This is a genomic window from Flavobacterium sp. HJJ, from assembly GCF_015351475.1.
Classification (GTDB): Bacteria; Bacteroidota; Bacteroidia; order Flavobacteriales; family Flavobacteriaceae; genus Flavobacterium; species Flavobacterium marginilacus.
Genome location: NZ_JADKPR010000007.1, coordinates 39034 through 52326, shown reverse-complemented (window position 1 = coordinate 52326; position 13293 = coordinate 39034). Strand labels below are relative to the sequence as shown.

Below are 13293 nucleotides of genomic sequence, written 5' to 3'. Positions count from 1 at the left end.
GAAAGAAAATGAAAAAAGAAGAAGTACCTCAAGATAAAGGAAATCTTTCTAAAACAAATATGAAAGAGCTGGTGTATGCTACGGATGAAAATGGTAATTATACAACTGCCTTAAGTTCTGGCTGGGAACCAAAAAGTATTGCTCTTTCTAATTCGATTGAAGAAATTAGCGAACGAATTGCTGTTGCCAAGGCTCAGGTAGAAAACAACGAGGTAAGTCCTATTAGTTATTATATGGAGTTATGCAGAATGGATATCGGCGTACTTTCCAGTTATGTGGGAATGTGGCAATGGCGTGTTAAAAGACATTTTAAGCCTAAGGTTTTCGCAGGATTAAGTGACAGTATTTTAAAAAAATATGCCGACTCTTTTAATATAACTGTAGAGGAATTGAAAAATTTTAAGACTAATTAATGAAAACCGATTTTACACATTATCAATCTGCTCATTGTGAGAATGGAGTGGCTTCCAATTTGTTAAAACATAATGGATTGAATATTAGCGAACCAATGGTTTTTGGAATTGGTTCGGGACTTTTCTTCGTTTATCTCCCATTTCTAAAAGTAAATTACGCTCCTGCGATAAGTTATAGACCTATGCCGGGACAAATTTTCAATAGACTGGCGAAACGATTGGGCTTGAAAATTAAAAGACAAAAATTTTCCAGCCAAGCCAAAGCCGTTAAGACATTGGACGAAAATTTAAAAAATAATATTCCTTCAGGATTGCAGGTGGGTGTATACAACCTGACGTATTTTCCTGATGAGTACCGTTTTCATTTCAACGCACACAATCTGGTAGTTTATGGAAAAACAGAAACGGATTATTTAATTAGTGATCCAGTTATGGAAAACGTAACTACATTGACACACGACGAATTAAATAAAGTGCGTTTTGCCAAAGGGGCTTTTGCTCCAAGAGGTCAAATATATTATCCGATTCAGGTTCCTGCAAATGTAGATTTGAAAGGGGCAATTATAAAGGGTATCAAAAATACCTGTCGCGATATGCTGGCGCCAATGCCAATAATTGGTGTTCGCGGAATTCGTCTTGTTGCCAGGCTAATTAAAAAATGGCCAGTTAAGGAAGGAACTAAAAAAGCGAATCATTATTTGGCTCAAATTGTCAGAATGCAGGAAGAAATTGGAACCGGGGGTGGTGGTTTTAGATTTATATATGCAGCTTTTTTACAGGAAGCGGCAGTAATTTTGAATAATGACGAATTGCAAAAATTGTCGCTGGAAATGACTGCTATAGGTGATTTATGGAGAGATTTTGCTGTCGAAGCCTCACGGGTTTATAAAAATAGAAGTACCAAAGTGGATGTTTACAATTTGCTTTCCGACCAGCTTTTAAGTATTGCCGATAAAGAAGAAGTGTTTTTTAAGAAACTCAAAAAAGCAATAAGCTAAATACAATCATATTGAAGTCAATTATCCAAATATCACATCTGTCTAAATTATACAATGATGCCGAAATGTATTCATTGAATGATTTTTCTATGGACATAAACGAAGGAAATATTTTTGGACTGCTTGGGCCAAATGGAGCTGGTAAAACAACATTGATTTCGATTCTTTGCGGTTTGGTAAAACCTACTTCGGGATCTTTCACGATTGACGGATTAAATTACTCGGCCAATGCCAATGAAATCAAGAATAGAATTGGCGTTGTTCCTCAGGAATACGCTTTGTATCCAACCTTGACAGCAAGAGAGAATCTGCTGTATTTTGGGAGTATGTATGGTTTAAAAGGTGACGTTCTAAAAGAAAAAGTAATTGACAGTCTGGATCTTTTGGGATTGCTGAAATTTGCTGATAAGCGTATCGAGACTTTCTCCGGCGGGATGAAACGCCGTGTCAATTTGATTGCAGGGATTTTGCATAATCCAAAGGTACTTTTCCTTGATGAACCTACGGTAGGAGTCGATGTACATTCAAAAAATGTAATTATTGATTATCTCAAGGAACTTAATAAAAAGGGTACAACCATAATTTACACGTCACACCATTTATCCGAAGCGCAGGATTTTTGTAACCATATTGCTATAGTCGACAGAGGAGTAATTTACACTCAGGGGACACCTAAGGATTTAATTGCGGCTACAGCCAATGCCAGAAATCTTGAAGATGTTTTTATTTCATTAACAGGAAAAGAACTGAGAGATGCTATATAAACTTTGGATGTCTGTTTACAAAGAATTCTTGTTGTTGAAGCGGGATATGGGAGGTGTTGTGACTCTTTTTTTAATGCCATTGGTATTAATTATTACCGTTACACTTATTCAGGATAGCTCTTATAAAAAAGGACAAGAGACTAAAATTCCAATAATTTTAGTTAATTATGATAATGGAAAGGTTTCTAAAACGCTTTTTGATAATTTAAAAAAGAGTGATGTTTTTAGTGTCATTACCGCTTTTGACAATAAAAAAATTACTGAAGCTGAAGCCAAAGATGCTGTTTTTAGCGGAAAATATCAAATGGCAATTATCATTCCGCCGCATTTGAGCAGCGATCTGCAGGCCAAAATTGATCAGAATGTTCAAAAAATTGTAAGCAGTCTGGGTTTTTCAGATTCGTTGGCAACGAAACCAATTGCAAAAATTGTCGATCAAAAAGAGGTCAAGCTTTATTTTGATCCTGCGGTTCAATTGAGTTTTAGAAGCGGCGTGATGAATGCTATCGACAAAATGATTGCCCAAATAGAAACCAAATCGATTTATACTTCTTTTCAGGATGAACTTGGCGGCGAGGATGCTCAATTTGAACAAAAAAGTTTTATTACATTCAAAGAGATTATTCCGAAAATAAATGACAAAGAAATTCTTCCGAATTCGGTGCAGCATAATGTTCCTGCTTGGACACTTTTTGCAGTTTTTTTTATTGTAATTCCGTTGTCAATCAATATGGTAAAGGAAAAAAGTCAAGGGACTTTTGTGCGATTGCGAACCAATCCTGTTTCCAACAGAGTTGTTTTGGCGGGTAAAACAGTGATGTATTTAATCATTTGCCTGATACAGTTTTACATGATGATTGCAGTGGCTGTATTTCTGTTTCCGCATTTAGGGTTACCCCCTTTAAATGTTGAAGGAAATTTAATTTTAATGAGTATCGTAGCACTGTTTTCAGGTTTAGCAGCGATTGGTTTCGGAATATTATTGGGAACTATTGCCAAGACACAGGAACAATCGGCTCCGTTTGGTGCTACGTCTGTGATAATTTTGGCTGCTATTGGCGGTGTTTGGGTTCCGGTGTTTGCCATGCCCAAGGTGATGCAGATTATCGCACAATCCTCACCAATGAATTGGGGTCTGGAAGCTTTTTATGATGTACTTTTGCGCAACGGATCTCTATTGGATCTGCTGCCTGAATTATTTTTATTGTTTTTATTTTTTATAGTTACCACAACTTTAGCATTGCTGTATGATAAGAAGAAAAGAGCTGTATAAAGAAGCAGCTGCCTTGACTGTTTCACAGGAAATTCGTGTTCGATTTAACGAAGCAGATTCACTTGGAATAGTATGGCATGGTCATTATATTACTTATTTTGAGGATGGAAGGGAAGCCTTTGGACGTAAACATGGTCTTGCCTATCTGGATGTTTTTGCCAATGAGTTTACGACTCCCATTGTAAAAACAACTCTAGAACATAAATTGTCGCTGCGTTACGGTGATGTAGCCCGGATAGAAACGACTATTGTAGATACGCCCGCAGCAAAAATGATATACAGGTTTACCATTTACAATATAAAAAATGAAGTGGTCTGTACAGGTGAAACCGTTCAGGTTTTTTTAGACAAACACGGTGAATTAATGTTGACAAACCCTCCATTTTACACGGAATGGAAAAGAAAAGTAGGCTTAGTTAAATAGCATGGCAAAAGAAGTTTTTATAACCGAAACGAACTGCATTACACCCATTGGGTTTGATGTTGCTGCCAATATAAAAAACATTGGTAATGGGGTTTCCGGTATTCAATTGCAGGATAATCCAAAGTTACTGAATGCACCTTTTTATGCAGCTGTTATTAATGATGCTGAATTGGATTTGGCTTTCGCCAAAGTGACTTCTGCAGAGGGTTATTCGAGATTGGAGAAAATGATGATTTTGGCATTGGAACCAATCATTAAAAATGTAAAAGCGGCATCAGACGAGCGTACCGGTTTTATACTTTCGACAACCAAGGGAAATATAAACGCTTTAGAAAATTCAAGTAATATTGAATCCGCTTATTTGAATGAACTGGCTAAAAAAATTGCTGCTTTTTTTGGATTCAAAAACGAACCTATTGTGGTTTCTAATGCTTGTGTTTCAGGAATTTTGGCAGTTTCAGTTGCCAAAAGGTTAATTCAGGCGAATTTATATGACAATGTATTTGTTGTCGCTGGTGATGAAGTTTCAAAATTTGTTTTATCGGGATTCAACTCCTTTCAGGCAATGAGTAATTTGCCGTGCAAGCCTTATTCGGTTAACAGAACGGGAGTAAGTCTGGGAGAAGCTGCAGCCGCCGTTTTGGTTTCTTCAAATAAAGAAAACGCTAAAATAAAAATAATAGGCGATGGCTCCATTAATGATGCCAACCATATTTCGGGACCTTCCAGAACAGGAGAAGGGCTTTACCGAAGTATTCAAAGCGCTTTGGCGGAAGCCAAAATAGACAGTAATCGAATCGATTATATTTCAGCTCATGGTACGGCAACACCTTATAATGACGAGATGGAAGCTATTGCGTTAAACAGGTTAGAACTCGAAAATGTACCGGTAAATAGTTTTAAAGGGTATTACGGGCATACATTAGGAGCTTCGGGATTATTAGAAACCGTTATCGGAATAGAATCGGTTAAGGATAATACATTGTTTGCTTCATTAGGATTTGATACCATTGGAGTAACCCAGCCGATTAAGGTTATTGAAAAAAAGACGGATGCGGACATTCGTTATTTTCTAAAAACTGCTTCAGGTTTTGGAGGATGCAATACAGCTGTTTTATTTGAAAAAGTATACTAATGACAGTAAATAAAAATTATATTCACTCTTTTTGTACCATTCAGAAAAATACAGTTTTTTTGAATGGAGAAGCCGTTTTTACTGCCGAAGAGGATTCGTTTGCCGGTTTTTCAAAGAAAGGATATCAGCATTTTGAAATAAATTATCCGAAGTTTTTTAAAATGGATAATTTGAGTAAATTGGCTTTTTTAGGTGCCGAATTACTTTTGGCGACAGCCGAAAATTCAGCAGAAAGCAATACTGCATTAGTATTTGCTAATAAATCCTCGAGTTTGGATACCGATGTTAAGCATCAGAATTCGATTTCAGATTCTGAGAATTATTACCCAAGTCCGGCAGTTTTTGTTTATACATTACCTAATATCTGTTTAGGAGAAATAAGTATTAAACATCAATTGAAAAGCGAAAATTCTTTCTTTATATTTGCGGACTATGACCCGGTATTTATGGAAAACTACTGCAATATACTTTTGGAAACCCAAAAAGCAGACAAAGTTTTATGCGGATGGGTGGAATATTATAATGAAGAGTACAAAGCCTTTTTTTATCTGCTTGATAAAAAAGGCGAAAGAGAACACAATCACGAACAATTAAAAAAACTATACAATAAATAATTATGGAAGCATTAAAGCAGGAATTAAAAAGTAAAATAATAGAAGTTTTAAACCTTGAAGATATCACTGTTGCTGATATTAATGATGACGATGCATTGTTTGGAGATGGTTTAGGACTTGATTCTATTGATGCGTTGGAACTTATTGTGATGCTTGATAAAGATTATGGAATTAAATTAGTAGATCCAAAAGAGGGAAAGACTATTTTTAAGTCTATCGAAGTTATGGCAGCTTATATTTCGGAGAATAGAGTGAAATAATTTTAGAATTTAGAGGACAGATTTAAGTAATAATCTTTTACTCTGATTCAGCATCAGACATTGGGATAAATCATTTGACAAAAAATGTAAAATAGTCTATCTTTGAATTAAAACATCGCAAAATGACTTTTACAGACAAAAATATAATAGAAAATTATTTTGGATTATTCGAGAGTTTAGATTCAATGAGCAAACTTGAACTTATAGAAAAGTTAACGAAATCATTAAAGGCGGAAACTAAAAACAAAGAAAATAATTTTTATAAATCTTTTGGTGCTTTTTCGACTGAAAAAACTTCCGATGAAATAAATGCAGATATAAAATCAAGTAGAAAATTTAGAACGAAAGAAATTAAATTCTAATGAAATATTTACTTGATACTAATATTTGTGTACATTTTTTGCGCGGAAAATTTGAAGTTGACAAAATACTTAAATCAAAAGGTCTCGAAAATTGCTATATCTCAGAAATTACGGTTTTAGAATTAAGATTTGGTGCTGAAAATAGTGCCGACAAAATAAAATCGCACAAAGCAGTAGATATTTTTTTAAAAGGAATTGTCATAATTCCAATCTACGGTTCAATAAAAAAATACGCTGAAGAAAAAGTCCGTTTAAATAAATTAGGTAAACCTCAAAATGATGATTTCGATTTATTAATTGGTGCAGCTGCAATAGAAAATAAATTAATTTTAGTAACCGAAAATATTAAAGATTTCGAAAGATTGAAAGGTATTGAACTTGAAAATTGGATTGTCAGATAATAAGTTTTCAACTCACATTTTGGAGAGTTAAAGTTTAGAAATACTATTTTTATTTAATGTTCTGTTTATTCGAAATCTAAAATCAAAAAATCTATAATGAATAAAGGTGTCGCCATTACCGGAATGGGTATTATTTCTTCAATTGGAAATTCAGTTGAGGAAAATTATAATGCATTGCTGAATAGCCAGGCAGGAATTACAACGATCGAGAATATTGTAACCGTTCATGCCGATGTTATCAAGGTGGGTGAAATTAAAAAGACCAATCAGGAATTAATAGATGAGCTGGGCTTAGGGAAGGACAATAATTTTTCCCGAACCGCCATGCTTGGAACCATCGCTGCTAAACAAGCGGTAAAAGATGCCGGAATTACTTCTATTAACGAGTATAAAACGGGATTAATCTCAGCTACGAGTGTGGGCGGAATGGATATGACAGAACGCTATTACCAAGAATATTTTGAAAATCCTGATGTTGTAAAATACATCAGCTGTCATAATGCAGGTGATAATACCGATAAAATGGCAAACGAACTGGGGTTGGAAGGTTTTGTAACTACCATCAGTACTGCGTGCTCGTCGGCTGCAAATGCCATAATGCTGGGAGCCAGAATGATAAAATCCGGTAAATTGGATCGTGTTATTGTGGGCGGAACAGATGCAATGTCCAAATTTACCATCAATGGATTTAAAACACTGATGATTTTATCGGATGGTTATAATAAGCCATTCGATAATAATAGAAAAGGATTAAATCTCGGAGAAGCCGCTGCCTTTCTGGTTTTGGAATCAGAAGAATTGGTTAAAAAAGAAAACAAAAAAGTTTTGGCAAGAGTTTCGGGTTATGCCAATGCAAATGATGCTTTTCATCAAACTGCTTCTTCAGAAAATGGAGATGGTGCTTTTCTGGCAATGGAAAAAGCATTTAAGGCAGCCCAATTGAAACCGGAGCAGATTGATTATGTCAATGTCCACGGAACTGCAACTCCAAATAATGATTTATCCGAAGGGCGGGCAATGGTTCGGCTGTTTGGCGAAAATAAGGTTCCCGATTTTAGTTCTACCAAGCCTTTTACAGGACATACATTGGCCGCTGCCGCTGCTATTGAAGCCGTGTATAGTGTATTGGCAATTCAAAATAACGTCGTTTTTCCAAATTTGAATTTTGAGACGCCAATGGCTGAGTTTGATTTGGTACCCCAAACAGCTTTAAAGCATAAAAATATAGAACATGTGCTTTCTAATTCTTTTGGATTTGGAGGAAATTGTTCGACTTTGATATTTTCTAAAAGCGAATAAAAATAGAATACTAATTTTACGAATTAGCACGAATTGGTTTGTGAAATTAAAAGGCTAATGTTTTATATTCGTGTAAATTCGTGCAAATTAGTGCAATTCGTGTTAACTTTTTTGATTAAAAATGAGTAAGATTTTTATAAATGGATTAGGCTGTATTTCGGCCCAAAAAACCTTTGATAGTCTTTTTCTTGAAGAATCGGCAGTAAATGAGGTGGATACTGTTTTACCCATTAATCAGCCTGTTTATAAGGATTTTATATCTCCAGCAGCGAGCAGGAGAATGGCAAAAGGAGTTAAAAATGGTATAGTTGCTTCGACTCTGGCTTTGCGGGAAGCTCAGCTGGAGACCGTTGATGCCATTATTACTGGAACCGGAATGGGCTGTATCGAAGATTCGGAGAAATTTTTGAAGGCAATTTTGGATAACAATGAAGAGTTTTTAACGCCTACCTCTTTTATTCAATCGACACACAATACTGTTGGCGGTCAAATTGCGTTGGGACTGCAATGCAAAGCCTATAATTTGACGTATGTAAATGGTTCTATTTCTTTTGAATCGGCACTATTTGATGCCAAAATGATGATGGATGAAAATGATGCTTCTTCCGTATTGGTTGGCGGAATAGATGAAACGGCCGATTATACAATGTCACTTTTCAGACTTGCAGGTTTTGTAAAAAATGAAAACCAAGGACTTGATTCATTTTTAAAAAGTACAACCAAAGGTGCTGTTCAGGGTGAAGGAGCTGCGTTTTTTGTAGTTGAAAAAGAAAAGAAAGCAGCAACAATAGCTGCTGTTTTGGATGTTGAAATTCTGAATATATTGGAAATTGATAAAATTGAAAATAAAATCAGTTCTTTTTTGGCTTTCAATAATTTGAAGCTTACGGATATTGATGCAGTAGTTTTGGGTTATAATGGCGATGTGGATTCTGATTTGTATTATAAAGATTTATCAGAAGTTACTTTTGCAGATATACCACAGATTTATTACAAACATTTGAGTGGCGAGTATAATACTGCCTCGGCATTTGGGCTGTGGGTTGGAGCCAAAATTATTCAGACTCAAAGTATTCCCGATATTGTAAAAGTAAATGCAATAGATAAAGAAACGTATAATACAATTTTGTTGTACAATCAGCGCAACGGAATAGATCATAGTTTCACTTTAATTTCAAGCTGTTGAAGTATATCCTGACAAATGTATTTTTTATTTTACTGCTTTTGCTGCTCGCTTTGGCAAGCTTTTACGTAGTAATCGATGTCAGATATTTTGTATTTGTGGGTATTTTATGGTTTATAATTGTATTTATCGGGTCTTCTTTTATTGGATCAAATTACCATGTAAAAACCTTTTGCAGTAATCCATTAATAACTGAAAAGAAAATAGCAATAACCTTTGATGACGGTCCAAATGAAATGACAGCTGCTGTTTTGGAAGTTTTAAAAAAGTATGATGTCAAGGCTGCGTTTTTTTGCATTGGTAAAAATATCGAATCACATCCCGAAATTTTAACGGAAACCATAAAGCAGGGCCACGCGATAGGAAACCATTCGTACAGCCATTCTCCTTTTTTTGATTTTTACAGCAAAGCTAAAATCATCGTCGAAATTGAGAAAACAGATGCTTTAATTGAAACGATTTTAGGAAGGAAAACTACCTTGTTCAGACCGCCTTATGGTGTTACCAATCCTTCCATTCGTAAGGCATTGGCTGTGACAAGACACAAAACTATTGGATGGAATATTCGATCATTGGATGGAGTTTTTAAAAATAGAAAATTTTTATTGGACAGAATAATTAAAAGAATTAAACCGGGAGGAATTGTACTTTTGCACGATACCTCTATCGAAACGGTTAATGTGTTAGAGCAGTTACTGTCTTTTTTAGAAAAAAACAATTACAGTGTTGTTCCGTTGGAAGAACTCCTGAATATAAAAGCGTATGAAAACTAAAATTTTTATAGTAGTACTTTTTTTGAATGTTTGTCAATTTCAGTCTTGGGCACAAGAGCAAAAGATGAGTGACGGAGAAGTTACTGCATTTAAACAGTCAGTGGCTGTCGTATCTAAAAAAATAAAGACTTTGAGTACTGATTTTGTGCAGTACAAGCATTTGGATTTTCTGTCAAAAGATATTGAAACTTCGGGGAAAATGATTTTCAAAGAGCCTTATTCCTTGCTTTGGCAATATAAAAAGCCATACAATTATTCAATCGTTTTTAAAAATGGAAAGATACTTATCAATGACGAGGGAAAGAAAAGTGCCGTAGATATTGGAAGCAGTAAATTGTTTGGAAAAATCAACAAACTGATTGTTGGAAGCGTGAGCGGGGATTTATTTGATGACAAGGAATTCTCTATTTCGTATTTTAAAAATAAAGATCAAAACATCGCTAAGTTTATTCCCAAAGATGCGACTCTTAAAAAATATATCAAACAAATCGATTTAACTTTTGATAAAGAAGATGCGACTGTGATTCAGGTTAAATTATTGGAATCCTCTGCAGATTATACCCGAATTGTCTTAAAAAATAAAGTAATCAATACCAAAGTCGATGAAGCTTCTTTTTCGAATTAGTATCATAGCCTTTTTATTGGCATCATGTGCCGGTAATAAGTTAGTTAAGGATTACAAAGCTGTGCCTTTGGAAACAGCCGTTTTTGATGTTCCCTATTTTTCAAATCAGGAAATTGATTATGTGTATAAAGCCAATATTTTAGTTTACGGAAATGAGCTGACAGGCATTTTTATTGCCAAAAAAATAAACGATACCACGCATAGAATTGCTTTTACTACCGAATTTGGCAATAAGCTGCTCGATTTTGAAATTTCCGAATCAGATTATAAAGTCAATTTTATTCTGGAAGAATTGGATAGAAAGTTATTGGTAAATACTTTGGTAACGGATTTTAGATTGCTTTTGCGAAGTCATTATATCACAAGCAATCAATTTGATAACGGTGAGGAAAGCGTTTATGAGACTTTGGATAAAAATAAAATGAATTATTTATACGTTTCGAAAGGGACAAATAAATTAAGTAAAATTGTACACGCTACTAAAAGAAAAGCAAAAATTAACCTCTATTATACTTCTAAAAATGATATTTTTGCCGATAAGATTACCATCGAGCATAAAAATATAAAATTGAAAATCGAACTAAATTATTTTAATCAATAACTGAAGTTATGAATAATAAAAATCAATTAAACAAAGGTATACTGGTTTTATTTCTTGTCTTTTTTGGGACACTGCAAACGCAAGCTCAGGTTACTTTTAGGCCAGGATTAAGGGGAGGGGGCAATTTTACTCATTTTACAAAAGGAAATGACTACTATTATTATGATACTGACAATATAGATAGTCAAAGGGGGGATTACTCCACAAAAACTGATTTTTATCTTGGTTTTTATGGTGCTTTGAAACTATCAAAATTTTACACTTTGCAACCCGAAATTAATTATTCGGCTCAAGGTTCAAAATATAAATCACCAACTAATGACAATGGTATGTTTAATGTTGATTATTTGTCTTTTGGGGTCGTGAATAAATTTACTTTTGGTGATAAATTTAACATTCATTTTGGTCCAACATTAGATTTTGTAGTAGATAAAAATTTCAATACGGATGCGAGTGTCGATATGGCTTTTGTTTTGGGAGCAGGAATTAGCATAACTCCTAATTTTGGAATAGAAGCAAGAGTTAAAAAAGGAATCATTCCAGTAATTGATTATAATGAGAGTCATACTAATGTGGTTTTTTCGGTGGGAGGAACCTATACATTTGATATAAAATAAGATATGAAAAAAAGAGTAATTACTATTATTTGTTTTGTATTAATTGGAATTGTACAATCAAATGCTCAGGTGACTTTTCAGCCTGGTGTTAAAGGCGGTGTTGTTTTTTCGAGATTGACAAATTTTGATTCGGATTTTATGACCGGTTTTTATCTAGGAGGTCAATTAGCCATAAAATTTAATAAACTATATACTTTGCAGCCAGAGTTAGTTTATTCACAGCAAGGGGCAAATTCAAATTATAGTGACCTTCTTATAGATAATTATTACAACGAAAGTATCATAACCGTTAATAATTCTGTAAAGCATTCACTTGACTATCTTTGTTTAGGTGCTATCAGTAAGTTTTCTTTTGGAACTGGATTTCATGTTATTGTTGGACCTTCATTAGATTTTAAGGTGAATGATAATTTTGATAAAAGTTATTTTTATAGTGATTCTCCAATAGGATTTGATTTTGCTATTGTTGGAGGATTTGGATTTTCATTTCCAAATGGTTTGTCTCTTGATGCTCGTTTTAAACAGGGAGTAGTTGATATTTATGGTAATAACTACAATACAAATATTGATAACAACAATAATGGGAACTATGACGAAGTAGTTTTGAATCAATCATTTCAGCTTGGTTTATCGTATTCATTTGATATAAAATAAAATATGCTATTAAAAGATTTCTATACAGTAAAAGTGTTGAAAAACATTGTTGATTCCAAGTATAAAGCACAAATCACAATCAATGAAAAGCATGAAGTTTTTGAAGGACATTTCCCTGGAAATCCTATTATGCCGGGTGTATGCATGATGCAGATTATAAAAGAATTAACAGAGCAGATTACAGCCAGCTCCTTATTTATGGAATCTTTAAGTAATGTTAAATTTATGGCATTGATTAATCCATTTGTAAATCCGGATCTGCTTTTGGAATTAGATATAAATACAACGGATGATAATTTGATTAAGGTTAAAAATGTTAGTTATTTTGACCAAACAGTTGCCTTGAAATTAAGCTGTGTTTATAAGAAAATATAATAAATACTGTACCTGTTTTTAATTTTGATGTCATGAAAATTACCTTTCTTTTTATTTTCTTTTTTTTCGCAAATCCTTCGGTTACCGAAATCAGAAAGTTATATAAGACCGCTGCTGCAACGGAAAGCGTTGCAAAAGATATGGCAGTAAAATTAGCGGATGTTACCAAAGAGGACAATAATAAAGTCTTGGTTGCCTATAAGGGAGCATCAATAATTATTCTTTCCAAACTGGAAAAAAAAGGAACCGACAAATCTAAAAAATTCAAGGAAGGAGCAACATTGCTGGAATATGCCGTAACAGCCGAACCCAATGCCATTGAGATACGAATGATTCGTTTGAGCATTCAGGAAAATGTTCCCAAAATAGTCAATTACAGAGGGAATAAAAAAGAAGATAAGAAGTTTTTATTGGATCATTATAAAGAGCAGACAGGAGCCTTAAAAGCGTATGTTGGTGAATTTATTTCACAGTCCAATAGTTTTACCGCTATTGAAAAACAATTGGTTGAATAGCTTAAGA

19 protein-coding genes are annotated in these 13293 nt (G+C 34.2%); all 19 read left to right on the top strand.

Features of this window, described 5'->3' with window-relative positions; translation table 11 throughout:
• The first annotated feature begins 8 nt into the window (after positions 1-8).
• Positions 9-413, top strand: coding sequence for a hypothetical protein (locus IRZ80_RS07545; protein WP_194640947.1), 405 nt, complete (start codon positions 9-11; stop codon positions 411-413).
• Positions 413-1411, top strand: coding sequence for a BtrH N-terminal domain-containing protein (locus tag IRZ80_RS07540; RefSeq protein ID WP_194640946.1), 999 nt, complete (start codon positions 413-415; stop codon positions 1409-1411). The genes IRZ80_RS07545 and IRZ80_RS07540 overlap by 1 nt, the downstream gene beginning before the upstream one ends.
• A gap of 65 nt (positions 1412-1476) precedes the next feature.
• Entirely contained in the window at positions 1477-2175 is a 699-nt protein-coding gene (locus tag IRZ80_RS07535; RefSeq protein WP_194641067.1) for an ABC transporter ATP-binding protein, read from the top strand.
• Complete coding sequence (locus tag IRZ80_RS07530) at positions 2165-3448, top strand: ABC transporter permease (protein ID WP_194640945.1); 1284 nt, start codon at positions 2165-2167, stop codon at positions 3446-3448. The genes IRZ80_RS07535 and IRZ80_RS07530 overlap by 11 nt, the downstream gene beginning before the upstream one ends.
• Positions 3423-3872 carry an acyl-CoA thioesterase gene (locus IRZ80_RS07525; protein ID WP_194640944.1) on the top strand — a complete coding sequence of 150 codons (450 nt, stop codon included), beginning with the start codon at positions 3423-3425 and terminating at the stop codon, positions 3870-3872. Before IRZ80_RS07530 ends, IRZ80_RS07525 begins: the two co-directional genes overlap by 26 nt.
• A 1-nt stretch (position 3873) precedes the next feature.
• The gene (locus IRZ80_RS07520) at positions 3874-5007 is read left to right on the top strand and encodes a beta-ketoacyl-[acyl-carrier-protein] synthase family protein (RefSeq protein WP_194640943.1); all 1134 of its coding nucleotides are present in this window, start codon (positions 3874-3876) and stop codon (positions 5005-5007) included.
• Positions 5007-5621, top strand: coding sequence for a 3-oxoacyl-ACP synthase (locus IRZ80_RS07515; protein ID WP_194640942.1), 615 nt, complete (start codon positions 5007-5009; stop codon positions 5619-5621). Before IRZ80_RS07520 ends, IRZ80_RS07515 begins: the two co-directional genes overlap by 1 nt.
• Before the next feature lie 2 nt (positions 5622-5623).
• A complete protein-coding gene (locus IRZ80_RS07510; protein ID WP_194640941.1) occupies positions 5624-5881 on the top strand; it encodes a phosphopantetheine-binding protein in 258 nt (85 codons plus the stop codon).
• Positions 5882-6003: 122 nt separating this feature from the next.
• Positions 6004-6243: a hypothetical protein gene (locus IRZ80_RS07505; RefSeq protein ID WP_194640940.1), complete on the top strand. Its 240-nt coding sequence runs from the start codon at positions 6004-6006 to the stop codon at positions 6241-6243.
• Positions 6243-6644: a type II toxin-antitoxin system VapC family toxin gene (locus tag IRZ80_RS07500; protein WP_194640939.1), complete on the top strand. Its 402-nt coding sequence runs from the start codon at positions 6243-6245 to the stop codon at positions 6642-6644. Before IRZ80_RS07505 ends, IRZ80_RS07500 begins: the two co-directional genes overlap by 1 nt.
• Positions 6645-6740: 96 nt before the next feature.
• On the top strand, positions 6741-7943 hold the full coding sequence (locus IRZ80_RS07495) for a beta-ketoacyl-[acyl-carrier-protein] synthase family protein (RefSeq protein WP_194640938.1): 1203 nt from the start codon (positions 6741-6743) through the stop codon (positions 7941-7943).
• Between the two features lie 121 nt (positions 7944-8064).
• Positions 8065-9129, top strand: coding sequence for a beta-ketoacyl synthase chain length factor (locus IRZ80_RS07490; RefSeq protein ID WP_194640937.1), 1065 nt, complete (start codon positions 8065-8067; stop codon positions 9127-9129).
• Positions 9126-9899 (top strand): polysaccharide deacetylase family protein, encoded by a 774-nt coding sequence (locus IRZ80_RS07485; protein ID WP_228520836.1) that lies wholly within the window; start codon positions 9126-9128, stop codon positions 9897-9899. Before IRZ80_RS07490 ends, IRZ80_RS07485 begins: the two co-directional genes overlap by 4 nt.
• Complete coding sequence (locus IRZ80_RS07480) at positions 9889-10524, top strand: LolA family protein (protein WP_194640936.1); 636 nt, start codon at positions 9889-9891, stop codon at positions 10522-10524. The genes IRZ80_RS07485 and IRZ80_RS07480 overlap by 11 nt, the downstream gene beginning before the upstream one ends.
• Positions 10502-11125, top strand: coding sequence for a hypothetical protein (locus IRZ80_RS07475; RefSeq protein WP_228520835.1), 624 nt, complete (start codon positions 10502-10504; stop codon positions 11123-11125). Before IRZ80_RS07480 ends, IRZ80_RS07475 begins: the two co-directional genes overlap by 23 nt.
• A gap of 8 nt (positions 11126-11133) precedes the next feature.
• Positions 11134-11742, top strand: coding sequence for an outer membrane beta-barrel protein (locus IRZ80_RS07470; protein ID WP_194640935.1), 609 nt, complete (start codon positions 11134-11136; stop codon positions 11740-11742).
• A gap of 3 nt (positions 11743-11745) precedes the next feature.
• Positions 11746-12396 (top strand): porin family protein, encoded by a 651-nt coding sequence (locus IRZ80_RS07465; RefSeq protein WP_194640934.1) that lies wholly within the window; start codon positions 11746-11748, stop codon positions 12394-12396.
• Positions 12397-12399: 3 nt separating this feature from the next.
• Positions 12400-12771 carry a 3-hydroxyacyl-ACP dehydratase gene (locus IRZ80_RS07460; RefSeq protein WP_194640933.1) on the top strand — a complete coding sequence of 124 codons (372 nt, stop codon included), beginning with the start codon at positions 12400-12402 and terminating at the stop codon, positions 12769-12771.
• A gap of 32 nt (positions 12772-12803) precedes the next feature.
• Positions 12804-13286, top strand: coding sequence for a hypothetical protein (locus tag IRZ80_RS07455; RefSeq protein ID WP_194640932.1), 483 nt, complete (start codon positions 12804-12806; stop codon positions 13284-13286).
• The last annotated feature ends 7 nt before the right edge of the window (positions 13287-13293 follow it).